We start from the raw sequence: 20,291 nt of genomic DNA, 5'->3' as shown, positions 1-20,291 counted from the left end.
CCTCGCCCGTCCCCGGCGTTACGCCTTGGCCGGCGGGTCGGCCGGGGCACCCGGTCTGGTGCCTGGGCCGACCCGCCCTGGTGCAGCGTTACTGTCACATGACGTGCAGGAAGGTCGCCCAGCCGTTCCCGATCTTGATGGGGTTGCCGAGGCCGGTTCGGTTGTGTGGGTAGTACCAGAGGTTTCCGTTGGCGTCGACTCCCAGGATGTCGGCGGCGCCGTCTCCGCTCCAGTCCGCGGCCATGACGTGCTTGAAGGTCGCCCAGCCGTATCCGATTTTGACGGGGTTGCCGAGGCCGGCTCCGTTGTGTGGGTAGTACCAGAGGTTTCCGTTGGCGTCGACTCCCAGGACGTCGGCGGCGCCGTCTCCGCTCCAGTCCGCGGCCATCACGTGCTTGAAGGCCGCCCAGCCATTCCCGATCTGCGTGTAGCCAGACAGTTTGTAGCTGTTGTTCGGGTAGTACAACAGCCTTCCTGAGGAATCGACTCCCAGGACGTCGGCGGCGCCGTCTCCGCTCCAGTCGGCGGCCATGACGTGCCTGAAGGCCGCCCAACCGATCCCGATCTTCACCGGGGTGCTGAGACCGGAAAGGTTGTGCGGGTAGTACCAGAAGTCGCCGTTGGCGGCGACGCCCAGGACATCGGCGGCACCGTCACCACTGAAGTCGGACACCCGTTCGCCGTCGGCTCCCGGCAGGTTGGTGGAAAGGGAGTTCTGGCTCACGGGCGCGGTGCCGGTGGGATAGTTGGTGCCGTTCTCCACCGTGTTGGGGATCTCGCGGCTGAGCTGAGAGTCGCAGTAGACGACGTTCCAGTGGAGATGTGGACCGGTCACATTTCCGGTGGCACCGGACGCGCCGATGTGCTGACCCTGTGCCACCCATTGCCCTCTGTCGACGATGGTGCTGCTGAGGTGGGCGTACTGGGAGCATCGATTGTTGCCGTGGTCGATCAGGGCGATTATGCCTCCGCCGCTGCTCCATCCCTCGTAGCGGACGGTGCCGGCGGCCGAGGCGACGATCGGGGTGCCCTGCGGCATCGCGAAGTCGACGGCATGTCGGTTGTAGCCGTCGTTGTGGGAGTAGCCGCTCCCGGGGGTCTGGGTGATGGTGTACGCGTGTCCAGCCCGGTAGGGCAGCTTGAATGGTGCGCCACTGCCGGCGAGCGCGGACCCCTGAGGAACCAGGATTCCGAGCACGGCGACAAGCGCAGCCATGCTGACTGCGATATTCCGACGCAAGTGAGCCTCCATGTATCTATGTGGAATATCGACCTTGCGGCTGCCCGCCCGCGAGCCACGGACCTTCGGGTGCGATCTGGCCCAGAGGGTGTCCCAACGAGGCTGAGACTGTCAAGATCGCCAATGGCTCTATGCGTCGTCGCCGCCCGGGGCCGGACCATACGCAACGACCAGACCGCGAGGGGGCACCATGGACGCCGACGCCGACGCCGACGCCGACGCCGACGCCGACGCCGTTCCGACCGGCAGCGCGGACACGATCCTCGTCTGCGTCCGGGGCAACTCCGGCTCGGGCAAGAGCAGCATCGCCCGGGAGTTGCGGCGTCGGCACGGCCGGGGCTGCGCGCTGGTCGAACAGGACTACCTGCGCCGCATCGTGTTGCGCGAGCGCGACAAGCCCGGTGGCGTGGCCCCGGCGTTGATCGAACAGACCGTACGGTTCGCGCTCGACCACGGTTACCACGTCGTGCTGGAGGGCATCCTGCACACCGGCCGCCACCGGGCCGTCCTGACGGCCCTGCGGGACGGTCATCGGGGGCGGTCGCTGTTCGTCTACCTCGACGTGTCCCTGCCCGAGACCCTGCGCCGGCACCTGACGCGCCCGCAGGCCACCGAGTTCACCGCCGAGCACATGAGCGGCTGGTACGCCGCCCACGACGTCCTCGGCTGGCCCGACGAACTAGTCCTCCCGGAGGCCACCACGCTGGAGGACGCCGTCCAAGTCATCGCCGCAGCCGCCGGGCTGGCCCAGACCGGGGACGACGCCGACGTGCTCCCGATCGTCCCGTAGCCCACGCGAGGCGTTCTCGCTGTAGCCCACGCGAGACGTTCTCGCTGCCCTGCGGACGGGCCACTGGCGACCTCGCGATCCGCCCGGGGCGGACCCCGGTGAGCTGTGACTCTCCGCTGCGGTCGAGCAGGTCGGTCATCCGGGTGGGGCGCCCACGCTCCGGCGGCTCGCGCCGCACCGCTCGGCGCGCTGCTGCCAGCCCTGGCGACCGTCCGTGGCGAGGCTGGCGATGATCAGCTCGTCGGGTCGGCTGAGCCGGGACGACGCCCGAGGGGAACACCCTCGACGTGGCGGCCAGGATCCTCGACCGGCTCGGGCACTGACCGGCGGCGGCCCGGCGCGGCCGCCCGCCGGACCCGGCGCGCGGATCGCCGCAGGGGACGGGGCGCCGGTCGTTCGGTGCGCGTGCGCGACGTTGCCATAATCGAGCGGTGTCTGTCCCGAGGCGCCTCCGCTCGTCCAATCCCGCGATCGTCGGGGCGGTCATCGCCGCCGTGGCCACGGTCGTCGCGGCGGCCATTCCCGTCGCGCTGGAGCTGACCCGCGACGCTGGCGGCGGTGGTGCCGCGGCACCCGTGCAGGGCACACCGTCCGCCGCCCGGCCCCAGCCCGCCACGCCCTCGGCAACGACCGGGACCGGCCCTCCGCCGACCTCCGCGACGCCCACGGTCGTCGCGTCGCCGTCGACCCCGGTCGACGTGCTGTCGCTGGTCGAGATGCCCGAGGTGGACGACTTCGAGGGCTGGGAGCAGGAGCCGCTGACCGTCGCCGGCAAGCTGCAGGAGGTGGTGCTGACCGCGTCTCCGTGCTGGTTGAACGACCACTTCATGGTCACGTTCGTGGTCAGCCGGCAGTTCCGCCTCCTGGAGTCGACGGTCGGCATCGCCGACGAGTCCCCGGGCGGCGGGGCGCTCCGGTTCACCGTGCTCGCCGACCGCAAGGAAGTCTTCACCACCACGGTCGGCCTCGGACGGACCCGACCGGTCAACGTGGACATCAGCGACGCCACGCAGGTCTCCCTGCGAATCAGCACCACCAACCTCGACCAGTGCCACGGCGACAGCATCGGCGCCTGGATCGCTCCGCGGGTCCGCCGGTGACGGCGGCGTGGCCACTGGGTAGTCACTGGTCGTGGACTTCAGGGACTGGTGGCACGTGTTGTCGGGCCTCGCGGGGCTGGCCCTGGCCGGCTATGGTGCGCGCCTGCTGGTGACCGGCCGCCTGCCGGGCTTCGCGCGGCGAAGGTGGGAACGACCTCGCGACGCCGGGATGTGGTTCCTCTGCGGCGGGGTCTGCTTCGTGTCGCTGGCGGTGGGCTATCTCGGCCGGCTCGTCGGCGTGCTCGGTGCCACGGCGCTCTGGGCGTTGCTCGCCCTCGGGACGGCCTCGCTCGCGCTGGGGCTCGTCAGGTACCGGCCACGCCACGACGGGGCTCGCGGCGGGTCGCGCCGGGACCGGGACCGGTCGTAGCGGCCACCGCGCCGGCAGTGGCGGCGCGAGGTCCGGCGCCGGCAGGGACGGAGCGCGCGGCAGGCCGGGCGTACGGTCGGCGTGGAGTGTCCGACCCGGCGGCCGGTGGGCGGGCCCCCACCGGCCACCGGGTCGGTGCTCAGTGGGTCGGCCGGGGGGTGATGACGAAGGCCAGGACGGCGGCGGCGACGGCGATGACGGCGCCGGTGGTGAAGCCGCGGGAGAAGCCTTCGGTGCTGGTGCCCGCGATGCTCGCCGCGGCCATGCTCGACACGACGGCGGCGCCGAGCGAGGCGCCGAACTCGTGGAAGGTGCTGACGATGCCGGACGCCAGACCGGCCTCCTGCGGCGCGACCTGACCGAGCGCGACGGCGGACGCCACGACGAAGAGGACGCCCGTGCCGGAGGCGGCGACGCTCACCCCGATGACGAGGGCCGCGGTCCCGTCGACCACGGCGGGGACCGCCATGCCGGCCGCCGCGACGAGCAGGCCGAGGACGCCGAGCGTGCGCGCCCCGATCCGGCCGATGACGCGGCCGGCGGCGTTCGCGCCGAGCATGGTCGTGATCGCCACGGGCAGGAAGAGCAGCCCGGTGCGCAGGGCGCCGTAGCCCTGGTGGTTCTGGAGGTAGAACGTGCCCAGGAAGAAGACGGTGATCATCAGCGCGGTCGCGACGAGGATCAGCAGCGCCCCGGTCGCCACCGGCCGGCGGAGCAGCAGCCGTACGTCCATCAGCGGGCTCGCGGCGCGGCGCTGCCGGACGACGAACGCGGCGTAGAGGAGCACGGCGGCCAGCAGCAGCGCCAGGATCGTCGGGTTGGCCCAGCCGACGTCGCCGGCGCGGATCAGCGCGTAGATCAGCGATCCGGTGGCGGCCGTCACCAGCACCGCGCCGGGCACGTCGAGCTTGGCCGTCGCGCCGGTGGGCGCCTGGGGCGGGAGCTGCATCCGGAGGGCCAGCAGCAGGATGATCCCGACCGGCACGTTGATGAAGAACACCCAGGGCCAGCCCGGCCCGGCGGTGAGCAGGCCGCCGAGGAGGACGCCCAGGGCGGCGCCGCCGCCACCGAGCGCCGACCAGATGCCGAGCGCCTTGTTGCGCTCGTCGCCGTCGAAGATCGTGACGACCAGGGACAGGGCGGCGGGGGAGAGGAGCGCCGCCGCGAGGCCCTGCCCGACGCGACCGCCCAGCAGCATGGGGCCGCTGGTCGCCAGCCCCGCCGTCAGGGACGCGGCGCTGAACAGCAGGAGCCCGGCGAGGACGAGGCGCCGGGCGCCGAACAGGTCCGCGGCGCGCCCGCCGAGCAGCAGCAGGCCGCCGAAGGTGAGGGTGTATCCACTCACCACCCACGTGAGGGCTTCCCGATCCATCCCCAGGTCCGACCCCATGTGCGGCAGGGCGATCGCGACGACGGTGACGTCCAGGATCAGCATCAGTTGGGCGATGCCGACGAGGCCCAGGATCCGCCAGCGCTGCGGATGCGGACTCGCGGGTGTGGGAGTTTCGGTTGCGGTCACAGGTTCCGCCATGGCTGCCAGGCTCCTCCGCCAAGTTGAACGGTAGTGTTCAAGTTACGGAGACACGTTAACTCATGCACGTCTGTTCGACTTAGGGGAAGTTCCATGACTCGCCCACTCGCCAAGCCGACCCGCCGGGCCGACGCCCAGCAGAACGTGGAGAGGATCCTGGAGGCGGCGGTGAGCTGCCTGAGTCGCGACCCCGACGCCAGCGTCAGCGACATCGCGCAGGCGGCGCGGGTGGGCCGGGTGACCCTCTACGGTCACTTCCCGTCCCGGGACGCCCTGGTCGAGGCCGCGCTGACCCGGGTGCTGGCCGAGGGGGAGGAACTCCTGGCGGGCCTCGACCTGACCGGCGACCCGCGGGACGCCCTGCGTGTGCTGATCCGATCGAGCTGGCTGCTGATCGCCCAGTCGAGCGCCGTGCTGGAGGCGGCGCAGGCGTCGCTGCCGCCCGAACGCGTGCACGAGCTGCACGCCGAGCCGGCGCGACGCGTCGACCAGTTGATCCGCCGGGGTCAGGACGAGGGGGTGTTCCGGGTCGACCTGCCGGCCAGCTGGCTGACCAGCGTGCTGCACCACATCATGAAGGGCGCCGCCGCCGACGTGGCCAGCGGGAAGGTGGACCGGGCGGACGCCCCCCGCCTCATCTCCGAGACGGTCCTCGCCGCCTACCAGGTGCACGGATAGCGGGCGTCCCGGCGCGGGGCGTCGTTGCTGGTGCTCCATCGGAACCCCACCGGATTGCGAGGACACGGCTCGATACTGCGGAGATGCGTGGGAAGGAGTGCGCGATGTCCGTAGCCGAGTCCGTAACGGTACTGCTCGCGGCACCGCGTGCGTTCTGCGCCGGTGTCGAGCGTGCGATCGAGATCGTCGAGCGTGCGCTCGCCAGCCGGGGCAGCCCGGTGTACGTCCGCAAACAGATCGTCCACAACGCGCACGTCGTCGCCGACCTGGAGTCGCGCGGCGCCGTGTTCGTCGAGGAACTCGCCGAGGTGCCCGCCGGCGCGACTGTGGTGTTCTCGGCGCACGGGGTGTCGCCCGTGGTGCGCGCCGAGGCCGACCGGCTCGGCCTGGAGGTGTTCGACGCGACGTGTCCGCTGGTGGCGAAGGTGCACACGGAGGCGCGCCGGTACGCCGACCGTGGGGACACCGTCCTGCTCGTGGGGCACGCGGGGCACGAGGAGACCGAGGGCACCCTGGGTGAGGCGCCGGAGCGGATGCTGCTCGTGCAGTCGCTGGAGGACGCGCACACGGTCCAGGTGCCCGACCCGGACCGGGTGTCGTACCTGACCCAGACCACGCTCGCCGTGGACGAGACCGCCGAGGTGCTCGACGTGCTGCGCCAGCGGTTCCCCGCGCTGCGCGGGCCGTCCTCGGCCGACATCTGCTACGCCTCGACCAACCGGCAGGCGGCGTTGCGTACGGTCGCCGAGGAGTCCGACCTCGTGCTCGTGGTCGGCTCGACCAACTCGGCGAACACGCAACGGCTCGTCGAGCTGGCCCGCCGCGCCGGCCGCCCGGCCCACCTCATCGAGGACGCGGCGGAGATCCTGCCGGAGTGGCTGGCGGGTGTCACCACGGTCGGGGTCACCGCGGGCGCGTCCGCCCCGCCGCGCCTGGTCGAGGGCGTGGTCGAGGCTCTGCGGGCGCGCGGGCCGGTGACGGTGGTGGAGCGCGAGGTCGCCCGCGAGACCATCGAGTTCACCGTGCCGGGTGCGGTGCGTTCCCTCTGACACCGGACCGCCGCCCGGCGGAGCGCCCGTCGCCGATGCGCCGCGCGCCCGGAGCGCCCGGCGGCCCGCCCACCGCGCGGCGCCCGGCGGACCGCGTCTGCGGGGCGGTCCGGCGGGCGCCGCGGGGTCGGCTACGCGGAAGCCTGGTACGTCGACTGCATCTTGTGCGAGAACCACTCGCCGACGGTCACCCGGTCGAGCCCGGCCTCGGCGCTCTCCTGGGCCAGTGGGCGCATGGGCTCGATGGTGGTGTCGTGGTTGGGCAGGTAGAAGAAGGGGATGGAGACGCGCGACGGCGCGTCGGTCCCCTCCGGGTTGACCACCCGGTGCACGGTCGACGCCCAGCGGCCGCCGGTCCAGAACGCCATCAGGTCGCCGATGTTGACCACGAAGCTGCCGGGGATGGCGGGCACGTCCAGCCAGTCGTCGTCGCCGCGCCGCACCTGGAGCCCGCCCAGCTCGTCCTCCACGTAGAGCACCGTCAGGCTGCCCCAGTCGGTGTGCATCTCCCGCCGCAGCACGCCGTCGTCGGGCGTCGGGTAGTAGTAGTTGGCGATGATTAGGGACACGTGCTCGTCGAACTTGCTGTCGAAGAAGTCCTCCGGCAGCCCGAGGGCGAGCGCGAACAGCCGCATGATGTCCGCCGACAGCTCGGTCATGGCGGCGATGTACTCGTACCAGACCGCCTTGAAGTCGTCGTCCGGCCAGATGTTCGCCGCCTTCCAGGTGGCCGGGTGCGTGCCGAGCCGCGCGCGCTCCTCGTCGCTCAGGTCGCCCGTCACGTGCGCGGCGAACGCCTCGTACGGGCCGCCCGGGCGGCGCAGGCCCGACACCCCGGAGCCGCGGTTCGCGCTCCGGTCCTTCTCCTCCTCCGGTCGGGTGAAGAAGGTCTTCGTGGTGGTGTACATGCGGTTCACCAGTTCCCGGGGCACGCCGTGCCCCACGACGGTGAAGAACCCCGAACCCTCGCACGCCTTGCCGATGGCTGCCGCGATGGCCGCGCGCCCCTCGGCGGTGGTGCGGCCCGACAGGTCGATCGCCGGTACGAAATCCTGGACCACAACGGGTTCCACAACTGCCCGCCTCTCTCGCGACGTCATTACATTGATCGAAGCAATCCCGGGTCACCCGCCGGCAAGCCGCTGCGGTGTCGCTTCCCCCACGTGCGGGTAATTGCTCGGCGTACCTGGTGGTAAGGCAATGTTGAGACCGGCAGACATTCACGTGCACGATTGCGTCGTGGCATACGAGGACGAGCAGTTGTCGCAGAGGGGCGGGGCGCTCGCCGAGGCGGGCCGCCCGCTGGCCGGGGACACCGTGGGTCGGCTCGTCGCCGATCCGCCCGGTGTCGTGGCGGATCCTGCCATGCGCCTGCTCGTCGCCGCCGCGGCGGGGGACCCGCTGCTGCTGGCCGCGCTGCGCGAGGGGATCCGCGTCGAGGGCGTCACCGACGGGCCCGGCCGGGCGCGGACGCCGAAGCGGGTCCAGGAGCTGGTCCGTGCCACGTTGCGCGGCGCGCCGACCGGAGCGTGGCAGCTGCTGCGGGTGGCCGCCGTGCTCGGTCGGTCCTGCCAGCTCGCGGAGCTGACGGCGATGACCCGGCGGAACACCGCCCAGCTGCTGCCGGACCTGGATGCGCTGCTCGACGCCGGTCTGCTCGACTGGGTGGGCGACGACCTCGCCTTCCGGCACGAACTGGTGTGGTGGGCGGTGCTCGACGCCCTGCCGCCCGCCGTGCGGCAGGCGCTCCGCGCCGACCGCGACCGCCTGCGCCGGCGCCGGGCCGTGACCGGTGCGTCCCGCGCCGCCGACCCGTCGGCGGAGCCCGTGGCCCCCGCCGACCTGCGGCGCAGGATCGGGCTGCGCTCCACGCCCGCCGCCCGCGAGCACCGCCCGGACACCGGTGGCGCGTGGGAGTCGTTCAGCGGCGTCGAGCGGGCCATCGCGCGGCTCGTCGCCGAGGGCATGACCAACCGGCAGATCGCGACCCGGGTACGGCTGTCGCCGCACACGGTCAACTACCACCTGCGTAGCCTGTTCCGCCGGCTGGGCATCTCCTCGCGGGCGGAACTCGTCCGCCACGTGCCGGTCTCCTCCGCGGCGTAGCGGGCGGTCCGGACCTTCCGGGCACCACTGCCACATAGCGATTTCCGGCGTCCTCCACGTTGAATTCGACGAAGGGTGGACCGCGCCTAAAGGACTACCCTGATGAGTAGTGTCAATTCTGGTTCCATGCTCATTCTGGTAGTCGGGGGAACCGCCGGCAGGCAGTAGTGTCGCCCGTATCGAATTTCGTTGGGTCAGCGGCAGGTAAATCCACGGGTACGACCGTGCTCACACCCGAGGGAAAACATGAACATCCGTACGCAACCGCGTGTCCACGAACTCATCGCCGTCCGCGCGGCGTCGCAGCCCGACCGGACCGCGGTCGTGCAGGGCGACGCGCACATCAGCTACGCGGACCTGGAGCGCCGGGCGAACGGCCTGGCCCGCCACCTCGTCGACGAGGGCGTCGGCGCGGACTCCGTGGTCATGGTCCACCTGGAACGCTCCATCGACGCCATCGTCGGCCTGCTCGCCATCTGGAAGGCGGGCGCGGCCTACCTGCCGGTGGATCCGGGGCTGCCGGACAGCCGGGTCGAGGCGTTCGTGAAGGAGACCGACTGCACCACCGTCGTCACCCACGGGCGCGACCTGGCGCGCTTCGCCGACCTGCCGGTCAGGGCGCTCACCGCGAGCGTCGCGGACGGCGCCGCGACCGCCCCGGCCGTGGCGGAGGGCGGCGGGGACGCCGCCTACATCATCTACACGTCGGGATCCACGGGTACGCCGAAGGGCGTCGTGGTCAACCACGACTCGCTGAGCTACCTGTGCGGGGAGCTGGCCGGCCGCTACGGCGTCATCCCCGACGACCGGGTGCTGCAGTTCGGCGCGCTCTCCTTCGACACCTCCATCGAGCAGATCACGGTCGCGCTGCTGGGCGGGGCGACGCTGGTGCTGCCCGAGCTGAGTTGGGCGCCCAGCGAGCTGCCGGAGCGGCTGCGCCACCACGGGGTCACCGTGATGGACCTGACCCCCGCGTACTGGCGCCGCTTCCTCGCCGAGGCCGGCGCGGGGGCCGGTGACCTGCCGGTCCGGCTGGTGATCGTGGGTGGCGAGGCGGTCAACGCGGAGGACTGCCGCACGGCGCTGGACCTGATGCCGGGGGTACGGCTGGTCAACGCCTACGGGCTCACCGAGACCACGATCACCTCCTGCCTGATGGACCTGACCGCCGACGTGCTGCCCGCCCGCGGCGCGGCTCCCGTCGGCCGGCCGCTGCCCGGCACCGTCGTGTACGTCCTCGACGAGCACGGCCGGCCGGTCGGCCCCGGCGAGCGCGGTGAGATCCACATCGGCGGTCGCGGTGTGGCGCGCGGCTACCTGACCGAGGACGACGCCGGCCGCTTCCGCGCGGACCCGTTCGCGTCCGAGCCCGGCGCGCGGATGTACCGGACCGGTGACCTGGGCGCCTGGACCGCCGAGGGCAACCTCGAGGTGATCGGGCGCATCGACCGGCAGGTCAAGATCCGTGGATTCCGGGTGGAGCCCGGCGAGATCGAGGCGGCGCTGGCGGCGCACGAGGGCGTCGACACGGTCGCCGTCACCACGTACGAGCACGACGGCCAGCGGCGCCTGGCCGCGTACCACACCGGCCCACGGCCCCTGGACGTCGCGGAACTGCGCGAGTTCGTCGGCCGCCACCTGCCCGACTACATGGTGCCGACGGCGTTCGTCGCCCTCGACGAGCTGCCGCTGAAGACCAACGGCAAGGTCGACCTGGCCGCGCTGCCCGCGCCGGGCACCGCGACGGTCGCTGCCGAGGCGGCGGACGACACGCCCGTCGACCTCGTGGAGCGCGGCGTGACCCGGCTGTGGGGGCAGGTGCTCGGCGTGCCCCGGGTGCTGCCGGACGACAACTTCTTCGCGCAGGGCGGCAACTCGATCCTCGCCGCCGAGCTGCTCGCGAAGATCCGTGGCTCCTTCGGCGTGCTCATCACCCAGGTACGTCCGCTGATCCGGCTGCTGCTGGAGGACGCGACGCCGCGTGGCCTGGCGCGGGCGGTGCGCGAGGCCCGGGAAGGCACGCTCGCTGGCGACGACACCCGCAAGCGGGTGGACTTCGCCGCCGAGACGGAGCTGGACGTGCAGGTCCGGCGCGACGTGTCCGACGAGCCGCGCTGGCAGGACCCCCGCCACGTGTTCCTCACCGGCGCCACCGGCTTCCTGGGCATCTACCTGCTGCGGGAGCTGCTGACGAGCACGGACGCCGTGGTGCACTGCCTCGTGCGCGCCGACGGGCCGGAGCAGGGCCTGGCCCGCATCCAGGCCAACGCGCGGCACTACTTCGGCGAGGACCTCGCCGGTCACCAGGCTGCGGGCCGGATCGTCGCCGTCCCCGGTGATCTCGCGGCACCCGGGCTCGGCCTGTCCGAGGCGGCCTTCGACGAGCTGGCGCGCACGGTCGACGTCATCCACCATCCCGGCGGGGCGGTCAACTTCATCTACCCGTACGCGCACATGCGGCCGGCGAACGTCGACGGCACCCGCGAGATCATCCGGATGGCCGCGCGGCACCGCAACGTCCCGGTCCACTACACGTCGACCATGGCCGTCGTCGCGGGCTTCGGCACCGCCGGCGTCCGGCACGTCGACGAGGACACCCCGCTGGCGTACGCCGACCACCTCTCCGTCGGCTACGTGGAGAGCAAGTGGGTGGCCGAGGCGCTGCTGCACCGGGCGGCGGAGCAGGGGCTGCCGGTGGCGATCTACCGGGCCGCCGACATCTCCGGCGACCGGGTCAACGGCGCGTGGAACATCGCCACGGAGATGTGCGCGATGAAGAAGTTCGTGGTGGACACCGGCACCGCCCCCGTCGCGGAGCTGCCGCTGGACTACACGCCGGTCGACGTGTTCGCCGCCGCGGTCGCGCACATCGCCCGGGCGTCCCGGCCCGCCGGCGAGGTCTACCACCTCACCAACCCCGGGAAGGTCAACATCTCGGTGCTGGTCGAGCGCCTGCGGGCGCACGGGCACGACATCCGCGAGGTGACCTGGGCCGAGTGGCTCGACGAGATGGTGCGGGTCGCGGTCGAACAGCCCGACCATCCGATGACCCCCTTCGCGCCGCTGTTCATCGACCGCTGCGCGACGGGCCAGATGAGCGTCGCGGAGATGTACCTGGAGACGACGTTCCCCGTCTTCTCCCGCACCAACGTGGAGCACGCGTTGCGCGGCAGCGGCATCGAGATCCCGACGGTGGACGCGGAGATGCTCGACCGCTACATCGGCTACCTCACCCGCACCGAGTTCCTGCGGGCCGCGTGATGGGCTGGGAGACGCTCGACCTCACCCACGCCCCCACCGAGGGCCCGGTCGCGTTCGGCGACGACCTGTCCGCGACGACGCTCCTCGGCGCCTACCGGCACGGGCTGTTCCCGTTCCCGGCCGACACCGAGGAGCGGAAGATCGTCAGCGAGTTCACCTACGAGGCGGACGTCGCCGCCGGCCGGATCGCGGTGCTCGCCGGGAGCGCGGACCCGTACGCCGTCGCCTGGTGCTCGCCCGACCCGCGCCCGGTGATCCACGTCGACCAGGCCCGCATCCAGCGCAGCCTGCGGCGGCAGTTGCGCAACAAGGTCGAGTGGACGACGACGCTCGACGTCTGCTTCGACCGGGTGGTCCAGCACTGCCGCGTGGGCCGCGAGCCCCGGTGGCTGACCGACCGGCTCGTGTCGGCGCTGCGCGAGCTGCACGCGGCGGGGCACGCCCACAGCGTCGAGGTGTGGGAGGGCGACGAGCTGGTCGGCGGCACGTTCGGCGTACGGGTCGGTGGCGTGTTCAGCGCCGACTCCCAGTTCGCGCTGCGCAGCGGCGCCGCGAAGGTCGCGGTCGCGTGCCTGGTGCGGCGCGTCGCGGAGAGCGGCGGCGTGGCGGTCGACGTCCAGCACGACGGCGACCACGCGAAGCTCATCGGCGCGGTCGCGGTGCCCCGTACCGAATACCTGGCGCTGCTGCGCAGGCACGCCGACGACCACTGCGCCATGCCCGCGGACCCGCTGCCCGCGCGCAGCCTGGCCGCCTGACCGAGGGAGGTGACCCCGTGCGCGTGTTGACGCTCGCCGAGCGACCGGACCTGCGGGACGCGATGCTCCACATGGAGGCCTCGTGGCCCGAGTACATCCCGCCCGAGCCGATGGTGATCGGCTGGGCCTTCGACCGGTACCCGGAGCACCAGCTCGTCGTCGTCGAATCCGACGACAAGGTGGTGGCCCGCGCGGCCGGCGTGCCGTTCGCCTGGGACGGTGACCCGGCGAGCCTGCCCGACACCGGTTGGGACGCGGTGCTGGGGATGAGCATGCTCGACACCTCCGCCGGCCGCGACCTCACCGCGCTGTGCGCGCTGGAGATCGCCGTGGTGCCCGGCATGCAGGCCCGGAACATGTCGGGGCGCGTCCTGGCGGCGGTCAAGGACAACGCCCGCCGGCACGGCTACCGCGACGTCGTCGGGCCGGTCCGGCCCAGCGGCAAGCACGCCGAGCCGCACGAGCCGATGCCGGGGTACGCGGCCCGGACCCGCGACGACGGGCTGCCGGCCGACCCGTGGCTGCGCGTGCACGTCCGGGCGGGCGGGCAGGTGCTCCAGGTCTGCCCGGCCTCCATGACGATCTCCGGCAGCCTCGCGCAGTGGCGCGACTGGACCGGGTTGCCCTTCGACACCAGCGGACCGGTCGTCGTGCCGGGTGCCCTGACCCCGGTCGCGGTGAACGTCGACCACGACCACGCCGTCTACGTCGAGCCCAACGTGTGGGTTCGACACCCCCTCGCGGAAAGGCATGCCTCATGACCAGCACCGTTCCGGCCACCCTGGCCTCCAAGATCCGCAACCGTGCCGCCCTGATCGAGATCATCGGCGGCTACATGGCCTCGCAGTCGCTCGCGCTCGCCGCCGAGCTGAAGCTCGCCGACCACATCCACGACGGCCGGGTCACGAGCGCGCAGCTCGCCGAGGCGACGGGCACCCACGCGCCGTCGCTGCACCGGCTGCTGCGGACCCTCGTGGCCATCGGCGTGCTGGTCGAGCCGGCGCCGGGCGAGTTCCGGCTGACCGAGGTGGGCGAGCAGCTGCGCACCGACTCGCCGAACACGCTGTGGGCGTTCACCCGGTTCTTCACCAACCCCACGCTGTTCGCGTCCTGGCAGCAGGTGCGGCACACCATCGAGACCGGCGAGTGCGCCTTCGACCACGTGCACGGCAAGAACGCCTACGTGCACCTCGCCGAGAACCCCGAGCTGTCCGCGCTGTTCAACGTGGCGATGGGGCAGGAGTCGAGGGCGTCCGCCCAGCTCGTCGCCGACGGGTACGACTACTCCGGCGTCCGTACCGTCGTGGATGTCGGCGGCGGCGACGGGACGCTGCTCGCCGCGATCCTCGGCACCCACGCCCACCTGCGGGGGGTGTGCTTCGACAGCGCCGCGGGCGTGGCCGAGGCCGCCGGCGTGCTCGCCACCGCCGGTGTCGCCGACCGGTGCGAGATCGTGGCGGGCGACTTCTTCTCGTCGGTCCCCGAGGGCGGCGACCTGTACATCATCAAGAGCGTCTTCCAGGACTGGGACGACGAGAACGCCCGGAAGCTGCTGGCCACGGTGCGTGCCCACATCCCCGCCGACGCCACGCTGCTGATCGTCGGATCCGTGCTGCCGGACACCGCGAACACCGACAACCCGGTGATGTTCTACACGGACATCAACATGCTGGTGACCGCCGGCGGCCGGGAGCGGACCGAGAGCGAGTTCCGGTCCCTGCTCGCCGAGACCGGCTTCACCGTCGAGTCCTGCGGCCACGGCGCCGCGGGCCCGCTCTCGCTGATCAAGGCCGTGCCGGCGAGCTGACCCACGTCGAGGACCGGGCCACGGGCGCACCCGCTCACGCGAGTCGAACGTGGCCCGGCCCGTGTCCCGATCCAGACCCACCCGCGCAACGGGGAGGCAACGATGACCAGACCGAGTTTCGGCAGCGAACTCCTGCGCGGCAGGCTGCGGGTCGACCTGCTCGACCCGCTGCCCGACGCCGGGCTCGACGCCGACGCCGAGGCGTTCCTCGCGCGGCTGCGCGCGTTCTGCACCGACAAGGTGGACGGCCGGCTCATCGAGCGCGAGGACCGGATCCCCGACGAGGTGGTCGACGGCCTGCGCGACCTCGGCGCGTTCGCCATCAAGCTCCCCAGGGAGTACGGCGGGCTCGGCCTGTCGGGGGTCTGCTACCACCGGGCGCTGATGATCGTCAGCACGGCGCACTCCTCGCTCGGTGAGCTGCTCGGCGCGCACCAGGCGATCGGCCTCATCCAGCCGCTGCGGCTGTTCGGCACCGACGCGCAGAAGCGTGAGCTGCTGCCGAGGTGCGTACGCGAGATCTCCGCCTTCGCCCTCACCGAGCCCGACATCGGCAACGACCCCTTCCGGATGCGGACCACCGCCACCCCCACCGACGACGGCGGTTACCGCCTCGACGGGGTGAAGCTGTGGACGACCAACGGCACCATCGCCCACCTGATCGTGGTGATGGCCCTGGTCCCGCCCACGGAGAGCGGCCCGGGAGGCATGTCCGCGTTCGTGGTGGAGGCCGACGCGCCGGGGGTCACGGTGGAGCACCGCAGCTCCTTCCTGGGGCTGCGCGGCCTGGAGAACGGGGTCGTCCGGCTGCACCGGGTCGTGGTGCCCGCGAGCCGCCGGATCGGGCCGGAGGGGCAGGGGCTCCAGGTGGCGCTCGCCGCGCAGGACACCGGCCGGCTGTCGATGCCCGCCGTCTGCGCCGCCGCCGCCAAGTGGAGCCTGAAGATCGCCCGCGAGTGGTCCGGCGTACGCGTGCAGTGGGACCGGCCGATCGGCGAGCACGAGGCGGTGGCGAGCAAGATCGCCTACATCGCGGCGACCGCCTTCGCGCTGGAGGCCATGGTCGAGGTGTCCGGCCGGCACGCCGACGCCGGCGTGCTGGACACGCACACCGAGGCCGAGCTCGCGAAGCTGTTCGCGTCGGAGCAGGCGTGGCGGATCGTCGACGAGCTGATGCAGATCCGGGGCGGCCGCGGGTACGAGACCGCCGAGTCGGCCGCCGCGCGCGGTGAGCGCGGCGTCCCCGTCGAGCAGCTGTTCCGGGACCTGCGCATCGGCCGGATCTTCGACGGCTCCAGCGAGGCGCTGCGCGTCTTCGTCGGGACCGACGCGCTGGCGGACGAGGAGGGCCCCGCCGAGGGGTCCACGCCGTTCACGCCGCCGCCCGGCTTCGGCGACCTGGCCGGGCACCTGTCGTTCGCCGACGCGACGAGCGCCGAGCTGGCCCGGCACCTCGCCGACGGCCGGGAGCGGTGGGGCGAGGCGGTCGCCGAGCGGCAGCTGTTCCTCGGGCGCGTCGTGGACATCGCCGCCGAGCTGTACGCCATGACCGCCGCCTGCGTGTACGCCAGGGCGCTCGGCGGCACCGCGGTCGAGCTGGCCGACGCGTTCTGCCGCCAGTCCCGCCAGCGGGTGGCGGAGCTGCGCCGGCGGCTGCGGGACGACACCGACGGCGACGACGTCGCGGTCGCCCGGCGGGTGCTGGGCGGCAGCTTCACCTGGTTGGAAGAGGGCGTGCTCGACGCGTCCATCGAGGGGCCGTGGATCGCCGAGCCCGTACCGGGACCGGCGAGCGGCCCGAACCTGCACCGCACGATTCGGAGGTGACTAGTGGACGAGCACGTGGCAGAGCTGGTGGCACAGGGCCGGCGGTCGCTGGAGCTGGCGCCCAACCGGTTCCTGGAGCTGCTGGAGCGCGGTGAGGTGTCGGCCGACCGGCTGCGCGCCCTGGCCGGCGAGCTGCACCACCTGGTGTCCAGCGACCGGAGCAGCTTCGCGTTCCTGGCGGCCCGCTTCCCCGAGCCGCTGTTCCTGGCCATGGCGGGCGCCGAGGAGGAGGCGCTGGGCCTGCTGCCGGCCTTCGCCGCCGCGGTGGGCCTGGGGGAGAAGGAGCTGCGGGCGCACGAGCCGCGACCGCTGGCCCAGGCGTACCCCTCCTTCATCGTCCGGACCGCCGTGTTCGGGCCGCGGTCGGCGATCCCGCTGGCCCTGCTGGTCAACGTCGAGGAGTCGGGCGGCTTCTACGCCCGGATGGCCGATGCCCTCCAGGCGCGCTACGGGTTCTCCGACGAGGCGGTCGCGCACTTCCGCTACTTCGCCGAGACGCCGGACGAGGTGCTGGAGCAGGCGGCCGGGGTGGTGTCGACCGGCCTCGCGGCGGGCGACGACCCGGTGGAGGCCCTGCGCGCGGCGCGGATGGTGCACGCCTACGAGGCGGTGTTCTGGGCGACGATGGCCGAGTGACCCCGGGACCGGGGTGGACCCGCCCCGCTCAGGGCAGGTCCACCTCGATCCGGCGGTCGATCCGGTCCTCGATCCAGGTGCTGGTGTCGACGAGCCACACGCGGTCCACCGAGATCTGGTAGATCCGGTGCTCCGCCGGCGGCAGCAGCGCCGACACGGGCAGGGTGTACTCCGCCCTGCTCGCGTCGTCCGGCAGCAGGGCGTCGTAGAACGTCGCGTGGTGTGCGCGTACCTCGTCGGCGGTCAGCTCCCGGCAGGTGCCGGTGAACTGGGCGCCGTCGACCTCGGTGAGCCCGCCGTCGCCGGTGACGAAGAGGGCCCCGCTCACCGTCGGGCGGGCCGCCACGTGCCTGCTGTGCCGGGACTGGGTGGCGGAGCCGAACAGGAAGCGCAGCGGGTCGGGCAGCCACGCGTACTGGAGCACCGCCGTCCACGGCCGGCGGTCGGGGGAGACGGTGGACAGGGACAGGTACTTCGCGTCGGCGACGACGCGGTGCAGACGGTCGACGAGGTCCATGGTTCAGCCCACCTCCGCGGGGGACGTTGCGGCGGCGTACGCGCTCATCGCCCGTACTCGTAGAAGCCCCGGCCGCACTTCTTGCCGAGCATGCCGCCGGCCACCATGCGGGCGAGCAGCGGCGGCGGCGAGTAGTGCGGCTCCCGGAACTCCCGGTACAGCGACTCGCTGATCGCGGCCACGATGTCGAGCCCGATCAGGTCGACGAGGCGCAGCGGACCCATCGGGTGCGCGCAGCCGAGCGTCATCGCCTTGTCGATGTCGGCCACCGACGCCATCCCGGACTCCACCATCCGCACGGCGGAGAGCAGGTACGGGATCAGCAGCGCGTTCACCACGAAGCCCGCGCGGTCCTTGGCGCGGACGACCTGCTTGCCGAGCACCTCGGTGACGAACGCGTCGACGGTCTCGACGGTCCGCGGGTCCGTACGCACCGAGCCGACGACCTCCACGAGGGGGAGCACCGGCGCGGGGTTGAAGAAGTGGATGCCCACCACCTGCTCGGGCCGGGCGGTGACGCCGCCGAGCTTCACGATGGGCAGTGAGGACGTGTTCGAGCCGAGGATCGCGTCCTCGTCCTCGACGACCTTGTCGAGGGTGGCGAACACGTCGAGCTTGATCGACTCCTGCTCCGAGGCGGCCTCGACCACCAGCTGCCGGTCGGCGAAGTCCGTGAGGTCGGCGGTGAAGGACACCCGACCCAGCGTCGCGTCCCGATCCGCCTCGCTGAGCTTGCCCCGGCCCACCGCGCGATCCAGCGACGCGGTCAGCCGCGCCCGGCCCGGTACGAGGGAAGCCGGCCGCGACACCGCGACGAGCACGTCCAAGCCGGCCCTCGCGCACGTCTCGGCGATCCCGGCGCCCATGACCCCGCACCCGACGACGCCGACCCGGCGAATCCTGTCCATGTTTGTGCCTCCGCACACGCGTTAACAAATGGGGTTGCCGCAGAATTCGGTGAGTAGGGCGGGATCGCCGCTCCCTGACACGTGTCGTGGTAGGACGATAGGTTGGTAGGCCGGCACGACGCAATGATCTGCGCCTTTGTCCAGGCGAATTCGCGGCGGGTGCGAGAAAGCGGTTACCCGACAGTTCCCGATCGACAGTTACCTTTCTCTGCGTTCCCTCATCATCGTAGGAGGCGCACTATGGTCGACTTCAGCGCTGCCCCCACCACCCAGATCGACAGTCGCGGCGGCAAGTGCCTGTACGCGCAGATCGACGAGTTCCGTGCGGCCGGCCCCGCAGTGGCCGTCGAGCTGCCGGAAGGCATGTTGGCCTGGTCGATCACCCGCGGCGACGTGGTCCGGCGCCTGCTGACCCACCCCGGGGTCTCCCGCAACGTCAAGAAGAACGTGCCCAGCTACACCCCCGGCGAGATCAAGTGGCTGTCGCCGTGGGTGGACGTCGAGTCCATGTCCACGGCGGAGGGCCGCGAGCACCAGCGCCTGCGGCAGCTCGTGGCGCCGGCGCTGACCCCGAAGCGGATCGACGCGATGCGCCCGCACGTGGAGCTCGTCGCCCGGCGGCTGCTCGACGACCTGGCGACGCACCCGGCGGACGAGCCGGTCGACCTGCACACCATCTACTCCCAGCAGTTGCCGACCAGGGTGATCTGCGACCTGTTCGGGGTGCCGGACGACCTGCGGCCCGAGGTGCTGCGGATCCTGCGCGTGGTGCTGAACACCGACAACGTGCCGGAGGAGGAGTCGGCCGCGGTCTACGTCGACATGAACGTCGCCATGCGTACGCTGATCGACCTCAAGCGCCGCGAGCCGTCCGACGACCTGACGAGCTTCCTGATGGCGGCCCGGGTGGAGGGCGAGGAGCCGCTCAGCGAGCAGGAGCTGGTCGACATGCTGCTGCTGCTCATCGGCGGCGGCAGCCAGACGACGGTGACGCTGATCGACCACACGGTCCGCGAGCTGCTCGCCAACCCGGACCAGCTGGCGACCCTGCTGGCCGACCCGGCCCGCTGGCCGGACGCCATCGAGGAGGCGCTGCGGGCGCACTGCCCGGTGGCGGCACTGCCGATGCGCTGGGCGAAGGAGGACATCGACCTCGGCGAGGGGGTCGTCATCCGGGCGGGCGACGCCATCCTCATCAGCTACCTGGCGCACGGCCGCGACCCGGCCGTCCACGAGAACCCGGACGTGTTCGACATCGACCGGGAGAACAAGGACCACCTCGCGTTCGGGGCGGGTCCGCACTTCTGCCCCGGGGCCCGCCTGGCGCGCCTGGAGGCGGTCGTGGCGGTGCCGGCGCTGTTCGCCCGCTTCCCGCACCTCGCGCTGGCCGTGGCACCGGATGAGATCCAGCCGCTGCGCTCGTTCATGGCGAACGACGTGGCGTCGCTGCCGGTGCTGCTGAACCACCGGTAGGCGGACACCACGCCGCCCGGCCCGCGCGTCGCGGGCCGGGCAGCGGTGCGGACCGCATCAGGCGCAGTGGCTCCCGACGGTCTCGCCGACCGTCAGGGGCCACTGCGCCTGATCGTGTCCTGGGCCGTCGGCGCGGTGCCGGCAGGCGGTCACGGCCGTGGTCAGTGGGTGAGTGCGGGGATTTGGATTTTGGCGTCGTGTTCGAGGATGCGTTGTTGGAGTTCTTGGAGGCTGCGGCCG

At 72.3% G+C, this 20,291-nt stretch carries 18 protein-coding genes; 13 read left to right on the top strand and 5 right to left on the bottom strand.

Annotated features, from left to right (window positions below):
* Nucleotides 1-94: 94 nt before the first annotated feature.
* Nucleotides 95-1,216: a peptidoglycan DD-metalloendopeptidase family protein gene (locus ACLQ20_RS00090; RefSeq protein WP_425853813.1), complete on the bottom strand. Its 1,122-nt coding sequence runs from the start codon at nucleotides 1,214-1,216 to the stop codon at nucleotides 95-97.
* 214 nt (nucleotides 1,217-1,430) lie between these two features.
* Here ACLQ20_RS00090 and ACLQ20_RS00085 point away from each other — a divergent pair, with 214 nt between their 5' ends.
* From ACLQ20_RS00085 to ACLQ20_RS00075, 3 genes are all read left to right on the top strand, one after another.
* A complete protein-coding gene (locus ACLQ20_RS00085) occupies nucleotides 1,431-2,030 on the top strand; it encodes a kinase (protein ID WP_425853812.1) in 600 nt (199 codons plus the stop codon).
* Nucleotides 2,031-2,461: 431 nt separating this feature from the next.
* A complete protein-coding gene (locus ACLQ20_RS00080) occupies nucleotides 2,462-3,130 on the top strand; it encodes an NPCBM/NEW2 domain-containing protein (RefSeq protein WP_425853811.1) in 669 nt (222 codons plus the stop codon).
* Nucleotides 3,131-3,161: 31 nt separating this feature from the next.
* Nucleotides 3,162-3,500 carry a hypothetical protein gene (locus tag ACLQ20_RS00075; protein ID WP_425853810.1) on the top strand — a complete coding sequence of 113 codons (339 nt, stop codon included), beginning with the start codon at nucleotides 3,162-3,164 and terminating at the stop codon, nucleotides 3,498-3,500.
* A gap of 139 nt (nucleotides 3,501-3,639) precedes the next feature.
* Here ACLQ20_RS00075 and ACLQ20_RS00070 read toward each other — a convergent pair whose 3' ends face one another.
* Nucleotides 3,640-5,019 (bottom strand): MFS transporter, encoded by a 1,380-nt coding sequence (locus ACLQ20_RS00070; RefSeq protein WP_425853809.1) that lies wholly within the window; start codon nucleotides 5,017-5,019, stop codon nucleotides 3,640-3,642.
* Between the two features lie 105 nt (nucleotides 5,020-5,124).
* On the opposite strand from ACLQ20_RS00070, the gene ACLQ20_RS00065 reads away from it, so the two are divergent.
* Together ACLQ20_RS00065 and ispH are read left to right on the top strand one after the other, a co-directional pair.
* The gene (locus ACLQ20_RS00065; RefSeq protein WP_151453505.1) at nucleotides 5,125-5,709 is read left to right on the top strand and encodes a TetR/AcrR family transcriptional regulator; all 585 of its coding nucleotides are present in this window, start codon (nucleotides 5,125-5,127) and stop codon (nucleotides 5,707-5,709) included.
* 104 nt (nucleotides 5,710-5,813) lie between these two features.
* The gene (gene ispH, locus ACLQ20_RS00060) at nucleotides 5,814-6,758 is read left to right on the top strand and encodes a 4-hydroxy-3-methylbut-2-enyl diphosphate reductase (protein WP_327030679.1); all 945 of its coding nucleotides are present in this window, start codon (nucleotides 5,814-5,816) and stop codon (nucleotides 6,756-6,758) included.
* A gap of 131 nt (nucleotides 6,759-6,889) precedes the next feature.
* Here the strand turns inward: ispH and ACLQ20_RS00055 are convergent, their stop codons facing one another.
* Nucleotides 6,890-7,819 carry an isopenicillin N synthase family dioxygenase gene (locus ACLQ20_RS00055; RefSeq protein WP_357580784.1) on the bottom strand — a complete coding sequence of 310 codons (930 nt, stop codon included), beginning with the start codon at nucleotides 7,817-7,819 and terminating at the stop codon, nucleotides 6,890-6,892.
* 178 nt (nucleotides 7,820-7,997) lie between these two features.
* Between ACLQ20_RS00055 and ACLQ20_RS00050 the strand changes: the two genes are divergently transcribed.
* The 7 genes from ACLQ20_RS00050 (at nucleotide 7,998) to ACLQ20_RS00020 (ending at nucleotide 17,153) form a co-directional block, all read left to right on the top strand.
* Nucleotides 7,998-8,864, top strand: a complete 867-nt coding sequence (locus tag ACLQ20_RS00050; protein ID WP_225852039.1) for a helix-turn-helix transcriptional regulator — start codon at nucleotides 7,998-8,000, stop codon at nucleotides 8,862-8,864.
* Between the two features lie 246 nt (nucleotides 8,865-9,110).
* Nucleotides 9,111-12,125 carry an amino acid adenylation domain-containing protein gene (locus tag ACLQ20_RS00045; RefSeq protein WP_425853808.1) on the top strand — a complete coding sequence of 1,005 codons (3,015 nt, stop codon included), beginning with the start codon at nucleotides 9,111-9,113 and terminating at the stop codon, nucleotides 12,123-12,125.
* Nucleotides 12,125-12,883 (top strand): leucyl/phenylalanyl-tRNA--protein transferase, encoded by a 759-nt coding sequence (locus tag ACLQ20_RS00040; protein WP_425853807.1) that lies wholly within the window; start codon nucleotides 12,125-12,127, stop codon nucleotides 12,881-12,883. The genes ACLQ20_RS00045 and ACLQ20_RS00040 overlap by 1 nt, the downstream gene beginning before the upstream one ends.
* Nucleotides 12,884-12,900: 17 nt before the next feature.
* Nucleotides 12,901-13,644, top strand: coding sequence for an N-acetyltransferase (locus ACLQ20_RS00035; protein ID WP_225852040.1), 744 nt, complete (start codon nucleotides 12,901-12,903; stop codon nucleotides 13,642-13,644).
* Nucleotides 13,641-14,690 carry a methyltransferase gene (locus ACLQ20_RS00030; protein ID WP_327030682.1) on the top strand — a complete coding sequence of 350 codons (1,050 nt, stop codon included), beginning with the start codon at nucleotides 13,641-13,643 and terminating at the stop codon, nucleotides 14,688-14,690. The genes ACLQ20_RS00035 and ACLQ20_RS00030 overlap by 4 nt, the downstream gene beginning before the upstream one ends.
* A 102-nt stretch (nucleotides 14,691-14,792) precedes the next feature.
* Entirely contained in the window at nucleotides 14,793-16,517 is a 1,725-nt protein-coding gene (locus ACLQ20_RS00025) for an acyl-CoA dehydrogenase family protein (protein WP_425853806.1), read from the top strand.
* A 3-nt stretch (nucleotides 16,518-16,520) separates the two neighbouring features.
* Nucleotides 16,521-17,153, top strand: a complete 633-nt coding sequence (locus tag ACLQ20_RS00020; RefSeq protein WP_151453513.1) for a hypothetical protein — start codon at nucleotides 16,521-16,523, stop codon at nucleotides 17,151-17,153.
* 28 nt (nucleotides 17,154-17,181) lie between these two features.
* Here ACLQ20_RS00020 and ACLQ20_RS00015 read toward each other — a convergent pair whose 3' ends face one another.
* Nucleotides 17,182-17,670, bottom strand: coding sequence for a pyridoxamine 5'-phosphate oxidase family protein (locus ACLQ20_RS00015; protein WP_151453514.1), 489 nt, complete (start codon nucleotides 17,668-17,670; stop codon nucleotides 17,182-17,184).
* A gap of 44 nt (nucleotides 17,671-17,714) precedes the next feature.
* Nucleotides 17,715-18,578, bottom strand: coding sequence for a 3-hydroxybutyryl-CoA dehydrogenase (locus ACLQ20_RS00010; protein ID WP_151453515.1), 864 nt, complete (start codon nucleotides 18,576-18,578; stop codon nucleotides 17,715-17,717).
* Between the two features lie 240 nt (nucleotides 18,579-18,818).
* On the opposite strand from ACLQ20_RS00010, the gene ACLQ20_RS00005 reads away from it, so the two are divergent.
* Nucleotides 18,819-20,051 (top strand): cytochrome P450 family protein, encoded by a 1,233-nt coding sequence (locus ACLQ20_RS00005; RefSeq protein ID WP_151453516.1) that lies wholly within the window; start codon nucleotides 18,819-18,821, stop codon nucleotides 20,049-20,051.
* The last annotated feature ends 240 nt before the right edge of the window (nucleotides 20,052-20,291 follow it).

The sequence above is a fragment of the Micromonospora sp. DT46 genome (assembly GCF_049841735.1).
In the GTDB taxonomy this organism is placed as follows: Bacteria; Actinomycetota; Actinomycetes; order Mycobacteriales; family Micromonosporaceae; genus Micromonospora; species Micromonospora reichwaldensis.
The sequence above is the reverse complement of the archived record's forward strand: the minus strand, read 5'-3'. Positions and strand labels throughout refer to the sequence as shown.